Origin of the sequence: Pseudomonas sp. Irchel 3F6 (assembly GCF_900187595.1) — a bacterium.
Classification (GTDB): domain Bacteria; phylum Pseudomonadota; class Gammaproteobacteria; order Pseudomonadales; family Pseudomonadaceae; genus Aquipseudomonas; species Aquipseudomonas siliginis.
Window position 1 is genome coordinate 162,914 of the sequence record NZ_FYDP01000006.1, and the last position, 18,860, is coordinate 181,773.

Consider the following 18,860-nt stretch of genomic DNA (forward strand, 5'->3'; position numbering starts at 1 on the left):
GCCAACAAAAGGCGCGAGTTGAACTCGCGCCTTTTTTTGTGCTCCAAGGCTGGGAGAAGCGCGGGCGCGTCCCGCATGTGATGGTCAGGAGGTTCATGTGAACAAGTCGTTGCTGGTTGGTGCGGTATTGGGTGCTGTCGGTGTCACAGCCGGGGGTGCTGTTGCCACCTACAGCCTGGTTAAAAGCGGCCCTGAGTATGCGCAAGTATTAGCCGTTGAGCCGGTCAAGACACAGATCAAGACTCCACGTGAAGTATGCAAGGATGTAACCGTGACCCGGCAGGCGCCGGTCAAGGATCAACACCAGATTCTCGGCACGGCGATCGGTGCCGTAGCCGGTGGTTTGTTGGGTAATCAGGTGGGCGGCGGTACCGGCAAGAAGATTGCCACTGTGGCCGGTGCAGTTGGCGGCGGTTATGCCGGTAACAAGGTGCAGGAAGGTATGCAGAACCGCGACACCTACACCACCACGCAAACCCGTTGCAACACGGTCAATGACATCAGCGACAAGGTCGTCGGCTACGACGTGCGTTACTCGCTCGATGGCAAGGAAGGCAAAGTGCGGATGGATCGCGATCCGGGCAACCAGATTCCGGTCGACAAGGAAGGCAAGCTGATCCTGTCGCAGAATGAGCCGGGACAGTAAGGCTCCACAGTTGTGAAAAGAAGCACCCTGCGGGGTGCTTTTTTTGTGCTCGCGATTTCTTCAGTCAACCGATCTCCTGTTGATTCACCTGATTAGTGTAGGAGCTGCCGAAGGCTGCGATCTTTTGACTTTGTTTTTTGAAAGCAAGATCAAAAGATCGCAGCCTTCGGCAGCTCCTACAGGGAACGGTGTTGAATCGCAGGGATAAAAAAAGCACCCCGTAGGGTGCTTTTCTGGTTTCGCGGAAAGCTTAGCGCTTCAGCGAAGCCGGCAGGTGCGGCTGGATCGCCGTCAGCACTGCCTTGAAGCATTTGGTGTTGCCGGCAACGATGTGGCCTTTCTCAAGGAAGTCGTGACCACCGGTGAAGTCGCTCACCAGGCCGCCGGCTTCTTGAATCAGCAGGGCGCCTGCAGCCATGTCCCACTCGGACAGGCCCGATTCCCAGAACGCATCGAAACGACCGGCAGCTACGTAAGCCAGGTCCAGGCTCGCCGAACCGGCGCGGCGGATGCCGGCAGTCTGGCCAACCAGGGCGCGGAACATGCCCAGGTAGTTGTCGAGGTTGTCCATCTGGTCGTCACGGAACGGGAAGCCAGTGCCGAGCAAAGCGCCGTCGAGGCTGGTGCGACCGCTGACGCGCAGGCGACGACCGTTCAGTTGAGCGCCGCGACCACGGCTGGCGGTGAATTCTTCCTGGCGAACCGGGTCCAGAACCACTGCGTGCTCCAGGCGGCCACGATATTTGCAGGCAATGCTCACTGCAAAGTGCGGAATGCCACGGAGGAAGTTGGTGGTGCCGTCCAGCGGATCGATGATCCACAGGTACTCTTCGCCTTCGATGCCGGTGCCAGCGTGCAGGCCGGTTTCTTCACCCTGAATCGAGTGGTTCGGGTAAGCCTTGCGCAGGGCATCGATGATTTTCTGTTCAGCGGCGCGATCGACCTCGGATACGTAATCCTTGGCGTCTTTTTCGTCGACCTTGATGGTATCCAGGCGCTCGATGGAGCGGAAGATCAGTTCACTGGCGCTGCGGGCGGCGCGCAGCGCGATATTCAGCATGGGCTGCATGGATGTGTCACCTAAGGTTGTTAAAGAAAGCCGCGCATTCTATCAGAACTTTTCTTCAGGTGAAGGACGCTGTTCGCTTTCATAGCTTAACGGTAGGCTGTTCTGTAAGATTTGCCCCCCTTTCCTGTGTCCGAGAGCGCCTCCCTTGCTGCAGAACATTCGTGTCGTCCTGGTCAACACCAGCCACCCCGGCAACATCGGCGGGGCCGCGCGCGCCATGAAAAACATGGGTCTGTCGCGACTGGTGCTGGTCGATCCGCGGGTCTTCCCGCACCACGAGGCCGATGCCCGCGCCTCTGGTGCCGGTGACATCCTTGAAAACGCGCAAGTCGTCGCCACCTTGGAAGATGCTCTGGTCGGCTGCAATCTGGTGCTCGGCACCAGCGCCCGCGACCGGCGTATTCCCTGGCCGCTGCTGGATCCGCGCGAATGCGGCAACAAGGTGGTCGAGGAAGCCGGGCAGGGCGCCGAGATTGCTTTGGTGTTCGGCCGTGAAGATTCCGGCCTGACCAATGAAGAGCTGCAGCGATGTCATTTTCACGTACACATCCCTTCCGACCCGACGTTCAGTTCGCTGAACCTCGGGGCGGCGGTGCAGGTGTTGAGTTATGAAGTGCGCATGGCCTGGCTGGCCGCACAGGGTCAGCCGAGCAAGGTCGAGAAAGAAGAAGTGGCCTCGGTGAAAAGCGCCGAGCTGGCGACCATGGATGAGCTGGAGCGATTCTATGAGCACCTGGAGCAGACGCTGGTCGCCATCGAATTCCTCGATCCGGAAAAGCCACGGCACTTGATGGCGCGCCTGCGCCGGTTGTACGGACGCAGCTCGGTCAGCCGGGCGGAAATGAATATTTTGCGTGGCATCCTCACGGAAACCCAGAAAGCGGCCCGTGGCGAGCTTCTAAAGCGGAAGGATTGAATGATGTTTGAGCGTTTGCGTGAAGATATCCAGAGCGTATTCCATCGAGACCCGGCGGCACGTAACGCTTTTGAAGTGCTGACCTGCTACCCCGGCATGCATGCGATCTGGATTCATCGACTGGCCGGCATGCTCTGGCGCAACGAATTGAAGTGGCTGGCGCGGCTGGTGTCGAACTTCGGTCGCTGGCTGACCGGGATCGAGATTCATCCGGGCGCCAAGGTCGGTCGGCGTTTCTTCATCGACCACGGCATGGGCATCGTCATTGGTGAAACCGCCGAGATCGGCGACGACGTGACTATCTATCAGGGTGTGACCCTCGGCGGCACCAGCTGGAACAAAGGCAAGCGCCACCCGACGCTGGGTGATGGCGTGGTGGTCGGCGCTGGCGCCAAGGTGCTTGGCCCGTTCACTGTGGGTGCCGGCGCCAAAGTCGGTTCCAATGCTGTGGTCACCAAAGAAGTGCCGCCGGGCGCCACGGTGGTGGGGATTCCGGGGCGGATCATCGTCAAGACCGACGAAGAGCAGGACGCCAAGCGCAAAGCCATGGCGGAAAAGATCGGTTTCGACGCCTACGGTGTCAGCGAAGACATGCCCGACCCGGTGGCCCGCGCCATCGGCCAGTTGCTCGATCATCTGCAAGCAGTGGACGGGCGCCTGGAAGGCATGTGCGGCGCACTGAAGGATCTGGGCAGCAATTACTGTGCGAAAGATCTGCCTGAACTGCGTGAAGAAGACTTCGCTTGCGTCAAGGGCAAGGACGAATCGAAAGCCGGCTGAACCGCGGCGCTGCTTTTCGCGAGCAGGCTCGCTCCCACAAGAGCAATGCATTCCAATGTGGGAGCGAGCCTGCTCGCGAAGAACGATCACGCGGTTCCGCTGGCTGTCCGCAGCCCGTCTTTGCTATAGTGCGCGCGCTCTTTTGCGGGTAAACCCGACTAAAGCACTAGGTCTTATAGTTGACTTAAATGCTCGGGAATTGCATACTCCCGCCCATTCCGAACTCCGTGGTAACTGTCCATGCGACTGACTACAAAAGGCCGATACGCCGTGACCGCCATGCTTGACCTGGCGTTGCACGCGCAGCACGGGCCGGTGTCTCTGGCCGATATCTCCGAGCGCCAAGGCATCTCCCTGTCCTACCTCGAGCAGCTTTTTGCCAAGCTGCGCCGCAGCAACCTGGTTTCCAGCGTTCGCGGTCCGGGTGGTGGCTACCAGTTGTCCCGCGACATGCAGGGCATCCAGGTCGCCCAGGTGATCGATGCGGTGAACGAATCGGTCGATGCCACCAAGTGCCAGGGCCAGGGCGATTGCCATTCCGGTGATACCTGCCTGACCCATCATCTGTGGTGCGACTTGAGCCTGCAGATTCACGAATTTCTGAGCGGTATCAGCTTGGCCGACCTTGTCACTCGCCGTGAGGTACAAGAAGTGGCCCAGCGTCAGGACCAGCGCCGTTGCAGCAGCAAGGCGCCACGCCTGGACAAGATTGAAGCGTCCGCCGTCGAATGACAGCCGAAGAGCTACCCGCGGCACGCCAGCCCTGATTTAGGAGATAGTCCATGAAATTGCCGATTTACCTTGATTACTCTGCAACCACCCCGGTTGATCCGCGCGTTGCGCAGAAAATGAGTGAATGCCTGCTGGTCGACGGAAACTTCGGTAACCCGGCGTCCCGCTCCCACGTGTTCGGCTGGAAGGCTGAAGAGTCCGTCGAAAACGCCCGTCGTCAGGTGGCCGATCTGGTCAACGCCGACCCGCGCGAAATCGTCTGGACCTCCGGTGCCACCGAATCCGACAACCTGGCGATCAAGGGCGCGGCACATTTCTACGCCTCCAAGGGCAAGCACCTGATCACCAGCAAGATCGAGCACAAGGCAGTCCTCGACACCATGCGCCAGCTGGAGCGTGAAGGCTTCGAAGTCACCTACCTCGAGCCGACCGAAGACGGTCTGATCACCCCGGCAATGATTGACGCCGCACTGCGCGAAGACACCATTCTGGTGTCGGTGATGCACGTCAACAACGAAATCGGCACCATCAACGACATCGCTGCCATCGGCGAGATGCTGCGCGCCAAAGGCGTGCTGTTCCATGTCGACGCGGCTCAGTCCACCGGCAAGGTCGAAATCGATCTGCAGAAGCTGAAAGTCGACATGATGTCGTTCTCTGCTCACAAGACTTATGGCCCTAAAGGCATCGGCGCGCTGTACGTCAGCCGCAAGCCGCGTGTGCGCATCGAAGCGACCATGCACGGCGGCGGACACGAGCGCGGCATGCGTTCCGGCACCCTGGCGACCCACCAGATCGTCGGCATGGGCGAAGCGTTCCGCGTAGCCAAGGAAGACATGGCCGCTGAAAACGTGCGCATCAAAGCCTTGAGCGATCGCTTCTACAAGCAGGTCGAGCATCTGGAAGAGCTGTACGTCAACGGCAGCCTGACCGCCCGCGTTCCGCACAACCTGAACCTGAGCTTCAACTACGTTGAAGGCGAGTCGCTGATCATGGCGCTCAAGGATCTGGCGGTATCGTCCGGTTCGGCCTGTACCTCGGCGTCGCTGGAGCCTTCGTACGTACTGCGCGCCCTGGGCCGCAACGACGAACTGGCACACAGCTCGATCCGCTTTACCTTCGGCCGTTTCACCACCGAAGAAGAAATCGACTACGCCGCGCAGAAAGTCTGCGAGGCCGTTACCAAGCTGCGCGCTCTGTCGCCGCTGTGGGACATGTACAAAGACGGCGTCGATATCTCGAAAATCGAGTGGGCGGCACACTAACTATAGAAGCCGCCGGATACAGATCCTGTAGCGACGCGGCGGTTAACGCAGCGCAGTTGCAGGGTCTCAAGAGCGGCCCTGATGAGTGAGGATTGAGAATCATGGCTTACAGCGAAAAGGTCATCGACCACTACGAAAACCCGCGCAACGTCGGCAAGATGAACGCGGAAGATCCTGATGTCGGCACCGGCATGGTCGGCGCTCCGGCGTGCGGCGACGTGATGCGCCTGCAGATCAAGGTCAACGATCAGGGCGTTATCGAAGACGCCAAGTTCAAGACCTACGGTTGCGGTTCGGCAATCGCCTCCAGCTCCCTCGCTACCGAGTGGATGAAGGGCAAGACCCTGGATGAAGCCGAAACCATCAAGAACACTCAGCTGGCCGAAGAACTGGCCCTGCCGCCAGTGAAAATCCACTGCTCCGTGCTCGCTGAAGACGCTATCAAAGCGGCTGTTCGCGACTACAAGCAGAAGAAAGGCTTGATCTGAATTTCAAGATTCGGCGACGAGTAAGGAGTCAACGATGGCTATCAGCATGACAGAAGCGGCTGCTCGACACGTGCGGCGCTCCCTCGACGGGCGCGGCAAAGGTGAAGGGATTCGTCTGGGTGTTCGCACCACAGGCTGTTCCGGCCTTGCCTACGTGCTGGAGTTTGTCGACGAGGTAGTGGCGGAAGATCAGGTGTTCGAGAGTCACGGCGAAAAGGTGATCATCGACCCGAAAAGCCTGGCCTACCTGGACGGTACCGAGCTCGACTTCGTCAAGGAAGGGTTGAACGAAGGCTTCAAGTTCAACAACCCCAACGTGCGCGGTGAATGTGGCTGCGGCGAAAGCTTCAACATCTGAGGCTGGTCGTGGGTATTCCTTGTTATTTCGCTTTATTCGAGCTGCAACCGAGCTTCCGCCTGGATCTCGAGCAGTTGGCCACGCGTTACCGTGAGTTGGCGCGCGGCGTCCATCCTGACCGTTTTGCCGACGCCTCCGAACGCGAGCAGCGCTCGGCGCTCGAGCAATCGGCGCGGCTCAACGACGCCTACCAGACGCTCAAGAGCCCGGCCCAGCGCGCACGCTACCTGCTGAAAATCAGCGGGCATGAAGTGCCGATGGAAGTCACCGTCCACGATCCCGAGTTTCTTCTGCAGCAGATGCAATGGCGCGAAGAGCTCGAAGATCTGCAGGACAGCGCCGACCTCGACGGTGTCGCGGTATTCAAGCGTCGTTTGAAGGCGGCTCAGGAACAGCTCAACGAAAGCTTCGCAGCCTGTTGGGATGATGCAGCGCAACGTGAACAGGCCGAACGCCTGATGCGGCGCATGCAGTTCCTCGACAAGCTCACCTACGAAGTGCGCCAGCTGGAAGAGCGCCTCGACGATTAACCCAGTGCTGCCCTGATTGCACGCTGACAGACAGACAAGACCTGATCACCATGGCTCTACTGCAGATCGCCGAACCCGGCCAAAGTCCTCAACCGCACCAGCGCCGTCTGGCTGTGGGCATCGACTTGGGTACTACCAATTCGCTGGTCGCTGCGCTGCGCAGTGGTCTTTCCGAACCGCTGGCCGACGCCAACGGGCAGGTCATCCTGCCGTCCGCCGTGCGTTATCACGCCGACCGCGTCGAAGTCGGTGAGTCCGCCAAGCTGGCGGCATCCTCCGATCCTCTTAACACCGTGCTTTCGGTCAAGCGCTTGATGGGTCGTGGTCTGTCCGACGTCAAGCAATTGGGCGAGCAACTGCCGTACCGCTTTGTCGGCGGCGAATCGCACATGCCGTTCATCGACACCGTGCAAGGACCGAAAAGCCCGGTTGAAGTCTCCGCCGATATCCTCAAGGTCCTGCGTCAGCGCGCTGAAGCGACCTTGGGTGGCGAACTGGTTGGCGCGGTAATCACCGTTCCTGCCTACTTCGACGATGCGCAGCGTCAGGCCACCAAAGATGCGGCCAAACTCGCCGGTCTGAACGTGTTGCGTCTGCTCAATGAGCCGACCGCTGCTGCTGTGGCGTATGGTCTGGATCAACATGCTGAAGGCCTGGTTGCAATTTATGACCTTGGTGGCGGTACCTTCGATATTTCCATTCTGCGTCTGACTGGCGGCGTCTTTGAAGTTCTGGCCACTGGCGGCGACAGCGCGCTGGGCGGCGATGACTTCGATCATGCGATTGCCGGCTGGATCATCGAGAGTGCTGGCCTGTCCGCCGATCTCGACCCGGGCGCACAACGCAATCTGCTGCAAACCGCTTGCGCGGCCAAAGAGGCTTTGACCGATGCGGCCAGTGTGGAAGTGGCTTACGGCGACTGGAAAGCGCAACTGACCCGCGAAGCCTTCGATGCGCTGATCGAGCCAATGGTCGCGCGCAGTCTGAAAGCCTGCCGCCGCGCGGTTCGCGATTCCGGTATCGAGCTGGAAGACGTCCACGCCGTGGTCATGGTCGGCGGTTCGACCCGCGTGCCGCGCGTGCGTGAAGCCGTTGCCGAAGCCTTCGGTCGTCAGCCATTGACGGAAATCGACCCGGATCAAGTGGTTGCCATCGGGGCCGCGATCCAGGCCGACACCCTGGCTGGCAACAAGCGCGATGGCGGCGAACTGCTGCTGCTCGACGTGATTCCGCTGTCCCTGGGGCTGGAAACCATGGGCGGGCTGATGGAGAAGGTTATTCCGCGCAACACCACCATCCCCGTCGCGCGCGCTCAGGATTTCACCACGTATAAAGACGGCCAGTCGGCCATGGCGATCCACGTGTTGCAGGGTGAGCGCGAGCTGATCAGCGACTGCCGCTCTCTGGCTCGGTTCGAATTGCGCGGCATTCCGGCGATGGTGGCCGGTGCGGCGAAAATTCGCGTGACCTTCCAGGTCGACGCCGACGGTCTGCTCAGCGTGTCTGCCCGTGAATTGGGCTCGGGCGTTGAAGCGAGCATTCAGGTCAAGCCTTCCTATGGTCTGACCGATGGCGAAATCGCCAAGATGCTCAAGGATTCGTTCCAGCACGCCAATGACGACAAGGTCGCCCGCGTTCTGCGTGAGCAGCAAGTCGATGCCCAGCGCCTGCTCGAAGCGGTGCAGGGCGCGCTGGAGGCCGATGGCGAGCGTCTGCTCGACGCCGAAGAGCGCATGGTCATCGAACTGCAAATGCAGGAACTGGCCGAACTGATGAAAGGTACCGATGGCTACGCCATCGAGCAGCAGACCAAGCGTCTGTCGCAAGTGACCGATGCTTTTGCTGCCCGCCGCATGGATCTGACGGTGAAAGCCGCTCTGTCGGGACGCAACCTGAATGAAATCGAGGATATCTGATGCCGCAGGTCATTTTTCTGCCCCACGAGAAGTTCTGCCCTGAAGGCATGGTGGTCGAGGCTTCGCCCGGCACATCGATTCTCGAACTGGCCCACGAACACCATATCGAGATGGAAAGCGCGTGCGGCGGCGTCTGCGCCTGCACCACCTGCCACTGCATCATCCGCGAGGGTTTTGACTCGCTGGAAGAGGCTGACGAGCTGGAAGAGGATTTCCTTGATCGTGCCTGGGGCCTTGAGGCGCAATCGCGTCTGGCTTGCCAGGCCATCGTCGGTGAGGAAGACCTCACCGTCGAGATTCCGAAATATTCGCTTAACCATGCGGCGGAAGCGCCGCACTGACTGGTAAGACTGTCATGAGCTACGGTTGGAATGATGTTCAACGCATTGCAGAAGAGCTGGCCGAGGCCCACGAGGGGCTCGATCCATACTCTGTAGGTTTTGTCCGTCTGCAGCAGATGATCCTTGAGCTGCCTGACTTCGATGCTACTTCTGGCCGGGTCGGCGAGAGGGTGCTTGAAGTGGTTCAGGAGCTTTGGGCCGCAGAATTGGACTGATCGTCTCGCAGGTTAGGCAATACCCAAGAACCCGCGTATAATTCGCGGGTTTAATTTTTCGCAAATTACCGTTTCTGGAGTTACACCATGGCTGTTCAACGTACTTTCTCCATCATCAAGCCTGACGCCGTTGCTAAAAACGTGATCGGCAAGATCACCACTCGCTTCGAAGACGCTGGCCTGCGCGTTGTAGCTTCGAAACTGAAGCAACTGTCCAAAGCCGAAGCCGAAGGCTTCTACGCTGAGCACAGCGAGCGCGGTTTCTTCGGTGACCTGGTTGCTTTCATGACTTCCGGTCCGGTTGTCGTTCAGGTTCTGGAAGGTGAAAACGCTATCGCTCGCAACCGTGAGCTGATGGGCGCTACCAACCCTAAAGAAGCTGCTGCCGGCACCATCCGTGCTGACTTCGCTGAATCGATCGACGCCAACGCCGTTCACGGTTCGGACTCCGAAGCTGCTGCCGCTCGCGAAATCGCTTACTTCTTCGCAGCTACTGAAGTAACCACTCGCTAAGCATTGCTTGCAGAGTGAAGGTGAATCCATGACTACATCGACTGTTAAAACAAACCTGCTGGGTCTGACCCAGCCGGAAATGGAAAAATTCTTCGACTCAATCGGGGAGAAGCGTTTCCGTGCCGGTCAGGTAATGAAATGGATTCACCACTTTGGCGTTGATGATTTCGACGCCATGACGAACGTCAGCAAAGCCTTGCGCGACAAGCTCAAGGCCATTGCTGAAGTGCGTGGACCGGAAGTGGTCAGCGAGGACATCTCCAGCGACGGCACCCGTAAATGGGTGGTGCGCGTGGCGTCCGGCAGCTGCGTCGAGACCGTGTACATTCCCCAGGGCAAACGCGGCACCTTGTGCGTTTCGTCCCAGGCAGGCTGTGCCCTGGATTGCAGTTTCTGCTCCACCGGCAAGCAAGGCTTCAACAGCAACCTCACCGCCGCCGAAGTCATCGGTCAGGTGTGGATTGCCAACAAATCTTTCGGCAGCGTCCCGGCCACCGTCGACCGCGCCATCACCAACGTGGTGATGATGGGCATGGGCGAGCCGTTGCTGAACTTCGACAACGTCGTCGCCGCCATGCATCTGATGATGGATGACCTCGGCTACGGGATCTCCAAGCGCCGCGTGACCCTGTCCACCTCGGGTGTGGTGCCGATGATCGATGAGCTGGCCAAGCACATCGACGTATCCCTGGCGTTGTCCCTGCATGCACCGAATGACGCATTGCGTAACCAATTGGTGCCGATCAACAAGAAATATCCGCTTAAGATGCTGCTCGAGTCGTGCCAGCGCTACATGTCCGCCCTTGGCGAGAAACGTGTGCTGACCATCGAGTACACCTTGCTCAAGGACGTCAACGACAAGCTTGAGCACGCAGTGGAAATGATCGAGCTGCTTAAAGACATCCCGTGCAAGATCAACCTGATCCCATTCAACCCGTTCCCGCACTCCGGGTACGAGCGGCCGAGCAACAATGCCATCCGCCGCTTCCAGGATCAGTTGCATCAGGCCGGTTTCAACGTCACCGTGCGCACCACCCGTGGTGAAGACATCGACGCCGCATGTGGTCAATTGGTAGGGCAGGTGCTGGATCGCACCCGTCGCAGCGAACGTTACATCGCCGTGCGCGAGTTGAGCGCCGACAGCGATCTGGCACAGAACGCCGCGAACACTAACTAAGAGAGGATCTCTATGTCCCTGCGCTTTGCGCTGCTGTTGCTGTTGGCCAGCCTGTGCGCTGGCTGTGTCCTGTCGGGTGACTACAACCCGATGAAGACCAGCAAGGGCCGCGATGAAGCGCGGGCTGCCTACGTTCAGCTGGGGCTGGGCTATCTTCAGCAAGGCATGACCGAGCGCGCCAAGGTGCCACTGAAGAAAGCGCTGGAGCTGGACGGTTCAGACCCCGATGCCAATGCGGCCCTCGGTCTGGTGTTTCAGGCCGAGATGGAGCCGGCACTTGCCGACGAGCACTTTCGCAAGGCCTTGTCCTCACGTCCTGCCGATGCCCGCATCCTCAACAACTACGGCAGTTTTCTCTACGAAGAACAGCGCTACAAGGAAGCCTACGAGCGTTTTGAACAAGCGGCCGCCGATACCCTGTATCCTGAGCGCTCGCGGGTCTTCGAAAACCTCGGCATGACCGCCGCCAAGCTTGGTCAGCGTGATCTGGCGCAGCAACAGCTGGAAAAGGCGCTGCGCCTGAATCGCCAACAACCGCGCGCATTGCTGGAAATGGCTGAGTTGTCCTTCGAAGACAGGCATTATGTGCCCGCGCGTGACTATTACGACCGTTTCAGCCAGCTCACCGAACAAAATGCACGTAGTCTATTGCTCGGCGTTCGGCTGGCAAAAGTGTTTGAAGATCGCGACAAGACAGCCAGTTACGGTCTGCAATTAAAACGACTCTATCCCGGTACGCCGGAATATCAGCAATACCTGTCGGAGCAATGATGAAAGCGGCGCATCCCGAAGTTGTAGCAGCGAATCGCGTAAATCCCGGTGAGACCCTGCGCCAGGCCCGCGAAAGCAATGGCTGGTCGCTGGCCGAAGTGGCCCTCAAGCTCAACCTCACCGTGACGTCCCTGAGCAATCTTGAAGCCGGCGCTTTCGACAAGCTGCCGGGGCATACCTTCGCTCGCGGTTACATTCGCGCCTATGCCAAATTGCTCGGCATGGACCAGACCGTTCTGGTTCAGCAATTCGACCAGTCCACCGGTACCGATTCCCAGGGCAGCAACGTTCATGCCCTCGGTCGTATCGAAGAGCCGGTGCGCGTTTCCCACACCATTTTGCGCATCGTCAGCCTGTTGCTGCTGATCGCGGTCATCGGCGGCGGTTTCGTCTGGTGGCAGGATCAGACCTCGCAGCGCACCCGCGATCTGACCAGCCTGGCGCCGGAACACGTCGAAGTCGAAGGCGCGGACGGCACCACGCAGATCCACCCGATCGACGAGCCGGAAGATCAGGCTGTCGCCGAAAATCAGGCCGACAGTTCGACAACGCTGGCCTTGCCGCAGTCGGAAACCAGTGCTGAATCGACCGGCGCCGAATCTGCTGCCCCAGCGACCGAGCCAGCTGCCCCGGCAGTTGCGCCAAGCGCACCGGCACAGACGCCTGCGCCAGTGGTGGCGGCTCCGGCCACTCCAGCGCCGAATGTCCCAGCGACACCTGCCCCGACCGCGCCGGTTGCTCAAGCGCCAAGCGCTGAAGCAGCTGCGCCTGTTGCCGGCGAAGGCCAGGTGCAGTTGCAGTTCACCGGCGATTGCTGGGCACAGGTGACCGATGGCCGTGGCAAAGTGATTTTCAGCGGCCTGAAGCATAAAGGCGACAGCGTGAGTGTTTCCGGCAAGCCGCCGCTCGCCGTACGTCTGGGCGTTGCCCGCGCGGCACAGGTCAGCTACAACGGCCAACCGGTCGATATCGCTCCGTTCACCAGTGGCGAGACTGCTCGCCTGAAGTTGGGTCAATAAGTCATGCACGGCGAATCTCCAATCAAACGTCGCGAATCGCGCAAGATCTGGGTCGGCAACGTACCGGTGGGCGGCGACGCGCCGATCGCTGTGCAGAGCATGACCAACAGCGACACCAATGACGTCGCCGCGACCGTGGCGCAGATCAATCGTCTGGAAGCCGCCGGCGTCGACATCGTCCGCGTCTCGGTGCCGGACATGGACGCCGCCGAGGCGTTCGGCAAGATCAAGCAACTGGTCAAAGTGCCGTTGGTGGCTGACATCCACTTCGACTACAAAATCGCCTTGCGCGTGGCCGAGCTGGGTGTGGACTGCCTGCGCATCAACCCGGGCAACATCGGTCGCGAAGACCGCGTGCGTGCCGTGGTCGATGCTGCCCGCGATCGCGGCATTCCGATCCGCATCGGCGTCAACGCCGGTTCGCTGGAAAAAGACCTGCAGAAGAAATACGGCGAGCCGACCCCGGCCGCATTGGTCGAATCCGCGCTGCGCCACGTTGAACACCTCGAACGCCTGAATTTCCAGGACTTCAAGGTCAGCGTGAAGGCCTCCGATGTGTTCATGGCCGTCGAAGCCTACCGCCTGCTGGCGAAAGAAATCGTCCAGCCGCTGCACCTCGGCATCACTGAAGCTGGCGGTTTGCGCTCGGGCACGGTGAAATCCGCCGTGGGCCTAGGTATGCTGCTCGCCGAAGGGATTGGCGATACTATCCGCATCTCGCTGGCGGCCGACCCGGTCGAGGAAGTGAAGGTCGGTTACGACATTCTCAAGTCTTTGCATCTGCGTTCCCGTGGCATCAACTTCATCGCCTGCCCGAGCTGCTCGCGGCAGAACTTCGATGTGGTCAAGACCATGAACGAGCTGGAAGGGCGCCTTGAAGACCTGCTGGTGCCGCTGGATGTCGCGGTCATCGGTTGCGTGGTCAACGGCCCCGGCGAAGCCAAGGAAGCCCATATCGGCTTGACCGGCGGCACGCCAAACCTGATTTACATCGACGGCAAGCCGTCGCAGAAGCTGACGAATGACAATCTGGTGGACGAGCTGGAAAAGCTGATCCGCCAGAAAGCGGCCGAAAAGGTCGAAGCTGACGCTGCCGTTATCGCGCGCGGCTGATCGAACGAATTAAGGAAATTTTGTGAGCAAGTCTCTGCAAGCCATTCGTGGCATGAACGACATCCTGCCCGAACAGACCCCGCTGTGGCGTTATTTCGAAGGCTCTGTGGCGCGTCTGCTGGATAACTACGGTTACAAGCAGATCCGCATGCCGATCGTCGAGTTCACCGAGCTGTTCAAGCGCTCGATCGGCGAAGTCACCGATATCGTCGAAAAAGAGATGTACACCTTCGAAGACCGCAACGGTGATTCCCTGACCCTGCGTCCGGAAGGTACTGCGGCGTGCGTGCGTGCCGTGCTTGAGCACGGCATCACCGGCGGTGGTCAGGTGCAGAAACTCTGGTACATCGGCCCGATGTTCCGCCACGAGCGTCCGCAAAAAGGCCGTTATCGCCAGTTCCACCAGATCGGTCTGGAAGTGTTCAACCTCGACGGTCCGGACATCGACGCCGAACTGATCATCATGACCTGGCGCCTGTGGGGCGAGCTGGGCATTCGTGATGCGGTCAAGCTCGAACTCAACAGCCTTGGCACCAGCGAATCCCGTGGTCGCTATCGTGAAGCGCTGGTCGAGTACCTCTCGGCGCACCACGACAAGCTCGATGAAGACAGCCAGCGTCGTCTGAAAACCAACCCGCTGCGCGTGCTCGACACGAAAAATGCCGACACTCAAGCGGTGTTGGTTGATGCGCCGAAAATGGCCGACTACCTCGACGACGAGTCCCGCGCTCACTTCGAAGGCCTGAAGGCGCGTCTGGATGCCGTCGGCATTCCTTACGTGCTCAACCCGAAACTGGTGCGTGGCCTCGATTACTACAGCAAAACCGTTTTCGAATGGGTCACCGACAAGCTCGGCGCCCAGGGCACCGTGTGCGCGGGCGGCCGTTACGACGGTCTGGTCGAGCAGATGGGCGGCAAGCCAACCCCGGGCGTCGGTTTCGCCATGGGCATCGAGCGTCTGGTGTTGATGCTCGAAACCCTTGAGCAGATTCCGCAGGAAATTTCCCGTCAGGTCGACGTCTACCTCTGCGCCTTCGGTGAAGAGGCCGAGCTGGCCGGTCTGGCCCTGGCCGAACGGGTTCGCGATGAACTTCCAAACCTGCGCCTGCAAGTCAATGCCGGCGCCGGCAGCTTCAAAAGCCAGTTCAAGAAGGCCGACAAGAGCGGTGCGCTGTACGCATTGATCCTCGGTGACGACGAAATGGCCCAGCAAGTGGTAGGTTTCAAACCCCTGCGTGGCCAGGGCGAACAACAAAGCATTGCCTGGGATGCGCTTGCCGCTCACCTGGCCACCTGCGTCGTGCAGGGTTGAAGCTGTCTTAACAGCCGATTTAGCGATTAAGGAGTATTGGGGTGTCGAGTACCGAAGACGAACAGTTGGCGGATTTGAAGGACTGGTGGACACGCAACGGCAAACCTCTGGTCACCGGCGGCCTGTTGGCGCTGGTCATCGTGTTCGGCTGGCAGGCCTATCACAAGTACCAGAGCAACCAGTCGCAAGGCGCCTCGGTGCTCTATCAGCAATTGCTGGAAACCACGCTGACGCCTGACGGCAAGCCTGATGCCGCCCGCGTTGCGGATCTGGCCGGCAAGCTCAACAGCGAGTACGGCGGTTCTGCCTATGCGCAATACGGCAGCCTGTTCGTCGCCAAAGTGGCGGTCGACAGCGGCAAGCTGGACGACGCGGCAACCGAACTCAAAGCCATCGTCGACAAACCGGCCAACCCGGCGCTGGGCGAAATCGCCCGTCAGCGTCTGGCGCAGGTGCTGGGCGCGCAGGACAAGGCCGAAGACGCCCTGAAACTGCTCGACGGCGATGCCGACAAAGCGTTCCTGGCCACTCGCGAAGAACTCAAGGGCGACCTGCTGGTGCGCTTGGGCCGTACCGATGACGCGAACAAGGCGTATCAAAAAGCCAAGGCGGCACTGTCGGATGAAGCGGCGGTCGGTGGCCTTCAAATCAAGCTCGACGACCTGGCCAAAGGGGATGCGTGACGTGATCCGTTGGAAGCATGCAGCATTGCTGGCTCTGGCCCTTCTGGCCGCGGGTTGCAGCAGCAACAGCAAGAAAGAATTGCCACCGGCCGAACTGACCGACTTCAAAGAAGAAGTCGTTCTGCAGAAGCAGTGGAGCCGCTCGATCGGTGACGGTCAGGGCGAAACCTACAACATGCTGGTGCCGGCGATCGACGGTGACACCATCTACGCCGCCGATGTGACTGGTGTGGTGATGGCGCTGGATCGCAGCAACGGCGACGTGAAGTGGGACCAGGATCTGGAACTGCCTGTCTCCGGCGCCGTCGGCGTGGGTTACGGTCTGGTACTGATCGGTACGCTGCGTGGCGAAGTCGTCGCTCTGGACACCAGCAACGGTGAAGAGAAGTGGCGTGCCCGCGTCAACAGTGAAGTGCTCGCGCCGCCGGCCAACAATGGCGACGTGGTCGTCGTGCAGACCCAGGACGATCGTTTGATCGGTCTGGACGCTGCCACCGGCAACCAGCGCTGGGTGTATGACAGCACCCCGGCGGTCCTGACCCTGCGTGGCACCAGTGCTCCGCTGGTGACCAACCGTCTGGCCGTAGCTGGCCTGTCGACCGGTAAAGTGGTCGCGCTGGACATCTCCAACGGCGTGCCGGTGTGGGAACAACGCATCGCCATTCCACAAGGTCGTTCGGAGCTGGAGCGCGTCGTCGACATCGACGGCGGTCTGCTGCTGTCGGGCGGCACGCTGTACGTGGCCAGCTATCAGGGTCGCGTTGCGGCACTGGACCTGGAAAGCGGTCGTCAACTGTGGCAGCGCGATGCGTCGAGCTACGCCGGTATCGCTCAGGGTTTCGGCAGCGTCTACGTGAGCCTGTCCTCGGGCACCGTTGAAGGCGTCGACGAGCGTTCCACCACCGCACTGTGGAGCAACGACTCGCTGGCTCGCCGTCAACTGTCGGCACCGGAAGTGTTCTCCAGCTACGTAGCTGTGGGTGACCTGGAAGGTTATCTGCATCTGCTGAGTCAGGTCGACGGTCGTTTCGTCGGCCGTGAGCGCATCGACAGCGACGGCCTGCGTGCCCGTCCGCTGGTGGTGGGCGACACGATTTATGTGTATGGCAACAGCGGCAAACTGGAAGCCCTGACTATCAAGTAACAACTATGCTTGGGGTTCATCCCCAAGCGGCCCTGCATCAGCAGGGTTTGCAGCGCCCCCGGGTGTTGCCCCGAGCACCAGCCGCTGCCTCGCAGCGGCTTTTGTATTTTCTGAAATAACGAAGTGGAGAGCCGCATGGTTCCCGTAATCGCCCTGGTGGGCCGACCGAACGTCGGCAAGTCCACCTTGTTCAACCGCCTGACCAGGACTCGTGACGCCATCGTCGGCGACCTGTCCGGTCTGACCCGTGATCGCCAGTACGGTGAGGCCAAGTGGCAAGGGCGTTCCTACATTCTGATCGACACCGGCGGTATCTCCGGTGACGAACATGGTATGGACGAAAAAATGGCCGAGCAGTCGCTGCTGGCCATCGAAGAAGCCGATGTGGTGCTGTTTCTGGTAGATGCCAAGGCCGGTTTTACCGCTGCCGACCAGATGATCGCCGAGCATTTGCGCAAACGTAACAAGCGTTCCCACGTGGTTGCCAACAAGGTCGACAACATCGACCCGGAAATGGCCCGTGCCGAATTCGCCCCGCTGGGCATGGGCCACGCGATCCCGATCGCCGGCGCCCACGGCCGTGGCATCACGCAATTGCTGGAAGCCGCCCTGAGCGAATTCCCGCGCGATGATGACGAGCCGGCTGAAGGCGAAGAGGAAGAAGTCGTTGCCGAAGGCGAGGAAGCCAAGCGCATTCCTGGTCCGAGCGAAAAAGACGGGATCAAGATCGCCATCATCGGCCGTCCGAACGTCGGCAAGTCGACCCTGGTCAACCGCATGCTCGGTGAAGACCGGGTCATCGTGTATGACCAGCCGGGCACCACCCGCGACAGCATCTACATTCCGTTCGAGCGCAATGAAGAGAAGTACACGCTGATCGACACCGCCGGTGTGCGCAAGCGCGGCAAGATCCACGAAGAAGTCGAAAAGTTCTCCGTGGTCAAAACCCTGCAGGCGATCAAAGACGCCAACGTGGTGATCTTCGTGATGGACGCCCGCGAGGGTGTGGTCGATCACGACCTGAACCTGCTGGGCTTCGCGATCGAATCCGGTCGTGCGCTGGTCATCGCGATCAACAAGTGGGATGGCATGACGCCGAGCGAGCGCGACTTTGTGAAAGTCGAGCTGCAACGTCGTCTGTTCTTCGTCGACTACGCCGACATTCACTTCATCTCGGCGTTGCACGGCACGGGCGTGGGCAACCTCTACGCTTCGGTGCAGAACTCGTTCAAGTCCGCTGTTACCCGCTGGCCGACCAACCGTCTGACCCAGATTCTCGAAGATGCGGTGGGCGAGCACGCGCCGCCGATGGTCAACAACCGCCGGATCAAGCTGCGTTACGCTCACCTCGGTGGTGCGAACCCGCCGCTCATCGTGATCCACGGTAACCAGATCGAGAAAGTGCCGAAGTCGTACGTGCGCTATCTGGAGAACACTTACCGTCGTGTACTCAAGCTGGTCGGTACGCCGATCCGCATCGAGTTCAAGGGCGGCGAGAACCCGTACGAAGGCAACAAGAACACGCTGACCGACCGCCAGGTCAACAAGAAGCGTCGCTTGATGTCGCACAACAAGAAAGCCAGCAAGAAGCGCCGCGACAAGAAGTGATCCGAGGCCCTGCACAATTTTGTGTGGGGCTTTTGTGGCGAGGGGATTTATCCCCGATGGGCTGCGCAGCAGCCCCAAAACCTGTGTCTGCGGTGTATCAGTCAAACCGCATTCAACGGGTTTGCGACTGCTTCGCAGCCGGAACGGGGATAAATCCCCTCGCCACAGGATTGGGTTTGTTCAATGAGAGAAGGGCGCCGTTTGGCGGCCTTTTTTTATGGGCGCCGGATGGGCTATCCTCGGGCTCTCCCGCGCCGTCGTCAG

The 18,860-nt window shown here is 60.1% G+C and carries 21 protein-coding genes; 20 read left to right on the forward strand and 1 reads right to left on the reverse strand.

What is annotated here, in order from left to right:
- Positions 1 to 97: 97 nt before the first annotated feature.
- On the forward strand, positions 98 to 646 hold the full coding sequence (locus tag CKW30_RS20155) for a glycine zipper 2TM domain-containing protein (protein ID WP_039761427.1): 549 nt from the start codon (positions 98 to 100) through the stop codon (positions 644 to 646).
- 250 nt (positions 647 to 896) lie between these two features.
- Here CKW30_RS20155 and suhB read toward each other — a convergent pair whose 3' ends face one another.
- Entirely contained in the window at positions 897 to 1,715 is an 819-nt protein-coding gene (gene suhB / locus CKW30_RS20160; protein WP_016773320.1) for an inositol-phosphate phosphatase, read from the reverse strand.
- A 145-nt stretch (positions 1,716 to 1,860) separates the two neighbouring features.
- Between suhB and trmJ the strand changes: the two genes are divergently transcribed.
- The 19 genes from trmJ (at position 1,861) to der (ending at position 18,596) form a co-directional block, all read left to right on the forward strand.
- Positions 1,861 to 2,631, forward strand: coding sequence for a tRNA (cytosine(32)/uridine(32)-2'-O)-methyltransferase TrmJ (gene trmJ / locus CKW30_RS20165; protein ID WP_041479930.1), 771 nt, complete (start codon positions 1,861 to 1,863; stop codon positions 2,629 to 2,631).
- A 3-nt stretch (positions 2,632 to 2,634) separates the two neighbouring features.
- On the forward strand, positions 2,635 to 3,411 hold the full coding sequence (cysE, locus tag CKW30_RS20170) for a serine O-acetyltransferase (protein WP_024014221.1): 777 nt from the start codon (positions 2,635 to 2,637) through the stop codon (positions 3,409 to 3,411).
- 240 nt (positions 3,412 to 3,651) lie between these two features.
- A complete protein-coding gene (gene iscR, locus CKW30_RS20175) occupies positions 3,652 to 4,143 on the forward strand; it encodes a Fe-S cluster assembly transcriptional regulator IscR (RefSeq protein ID WP_016773323.1) in 492 nt (163 codons plus the stop codon).
- Between the two features lie 50 nt (positions 4,144 to 4,193).
- The gene (locus CKW30_RS20180) at positions 4,194 to 5,408 is read left to right on the forward strand and encodes an IscS subfamily cysteine desulfurase (RefSeq protein WP_016773324.1); all 1,215 of its coding nucleotides are present in this window, start codon (positions 4,194 to 4,196) and stop codon (positions 5,406 to 5,408) included.
- A gap of 101 nt (positions 5,409 to 5,509) precedes the next feature.
- Positions 5,510 to 5,896 carry a Fe-S cluster assembly scaffold IscU gene (gene iscU, locus CKW30_RS20185; protein ID WP_003227907.1) on the forward strand — a complete coding sequence of 129 codons (387 nt, stop codon included), beginning with the start codon at positions 5,510 to 5,512 and terminating at the stop codon, positions 5,894 to 5,896.
- 34 nt (positions 5,897 to 5,930) lie between these two features.
- Entirely contained in the window at positions 5,931 to 6,254 is a 324-nt protein-coding gene (gene iscA / locus CKW30_RS20190; RefSeq protein WP_003227904.1) for an iron-sulfur cluster assembly protein IscA, read from the forward strand.
- Positions 6,255 to 6,262: 8 nt separating this feature from the next.
- Entirely contained in the window at positions 6,263 to 6,784 is a 522-nt protein-coding gene (gene hscB / locus CKW30_RS20195; RefSeq protein WP_095181703.1) for a co-chaperone HscB, read from the forward strand.
- Between the two features lie 50 nt (positions 6,785 to 6,834).
- Entirely contained in the window at positions 6,835 to 8,700 is a 1,866-nt protein-coding gene (hscA, locus tag CKW30_RS20200) for a Fe-S protein assembly chaperone HscA (RefSeq protein WP_039761433.1), read from the forward strand.
- A complete protein-coding gene (gene fdx, locus CKW30_RS20205; RefSeq protein WP_095181704.1) occupies positions 8,700 to 9,041 on the forward strand; it encodes an ISC system 2Fe-2S type ferredoxin in 342 nt (113 codons plus the stop codon). Before hscA ends, fdx begins: the two co-directional genes overlap by 1 nt.
- A 14-nt stretch (positions 9,042 to 9,055) precedes the next feature.
- A complete protein-coding gene (gene iscX, locus CKW30_RS20210; RefSeq protein WP_095181705.1) occupies positions 9,056 to 9,256 on the forward strand; it encodes a Fe-S cluster assembly protein IscX in 201 nt (66 codons plus the stop codon).
- 87 nt (positions 9,257 to 9,343) lie between these two features.
- Complete coding sequence (ndk, locus tag CKW30_RS20215) at positions 9,344 to 9,769, forward strand: nucleoside-diphosphate kinase (protein ID WP_024014216.1); 426 nt, start codon at positions 9,344 to 9,346, stop codon at positions 9,767 to 9,769.
- 28 nt (positions 9,770 to 9,797) lie between these two features.
- Positions 9,798 to 10,946: a 23S rRNA (adenine(2503)-C(2))-methyltransferase RlmN gene (gene rlmN, locus CKW30_RS20220; protein WP_024014215.1), complete on the forward strand. Its 1,149-nt coding sequence runs from the start codon at positions 9,798 to 9,800 to the stop codon at positions 10,944 to 10,946.
- Positions 10,947 to 10,958: 12 nt separating this feature from the next.
- A complete protein-coding gene (pilW, locus tag CKW30_RS20225) occupies positions 10,959 to 11,717 on the forward strand; it encodes a type IV pilus biogenesis/stability protein PilW (RefSeq protein ID WP_095181706.1) in 759 nt (252 codons plus the stop codon).
- Positions 11,717 to 12,736, forward strand: coding sequence for a RodZ family helix-turn-helix domain-containing protein (locus tag CKW30_RS20230; RefSeq protein WP_095181707.1), 1,020 nt, complete (start codon positions 11,717 to 11,719; stop codon positions 12,734 to 12,736). Before pilW ends, CKW30_RS20230 begins: the two co-directional genes overlap by 1 nt.
- Positions 12,737 to 12,739: 3 nt before the next feature.
- Positions 12,740 to 13,849, forward strand: coding sequence for a flavodoxin-dependent (E)-4-hydroxy-3-methylbut-2-enyl-diphosphate synthase (ispG, locus tag CKW30_RS20235; protein ID WP_016773332.1), 1,110 nt, complete (start codon positions 12,740 to 12,742; stop codon positions 13,847 to 13,849).
- Positions 13,850 to 13,871: 22 nt separating this feature from the next.
- A complete protein-coding gene (gene hisS / locus CKW30_RS20240; protein ID WP_095181708.1) occupies positions 13,872 to 15,161 on the forward strand; it encodes a histidine--tRNA ligase in 1,290 nt (429 codons plus the stop codon).
- Between the two features lie 41 nt (positions 15,162 to 15,202).
- Complete coding sequence (locus tag CKW30_RS20245) at positions 15,203 to 15,844, forward strand: tetratricopeptide repeat protein (protein WP_016773334.1); 642 nt, start codon at positions 15,203 to 15,205, stop codon at positions 15,842 to 15,844.
- The gene (bamB, locus tag CKW30_RS20250; protein ID WP_016773335.1) at positions 15,837 to 16,988 is read left to right on the forward strand and encodes an outer membrane protein assembly factor BamB; all 1,152 of its coding nucleotides are present in this window, start codon (positions 15,837 to 15,839) and stop codon (positions 16,986 to 16,988) included. Before CKW30_RS20245 ends, bamB begins: the two co-directional genes overlap by 8 nt.
- A 135-nt stretch (positions 16,989 to 17,123) precedes the next feature.
- Positions 17,124 to 18,596, forward strand: coding sequence for a ribosome biogenesis GTPase Der (gene der, locus CKW30_RS20255; RefSeq protein WP_095181709.1), 1,473 nt, complete (start codon positions 17,124 to 17,126; stop codon positions 18,594 to 18,596).
- The last annotated feature ends 264 nt before the right edge of the window (positions 18,597 to 18,860 follow it).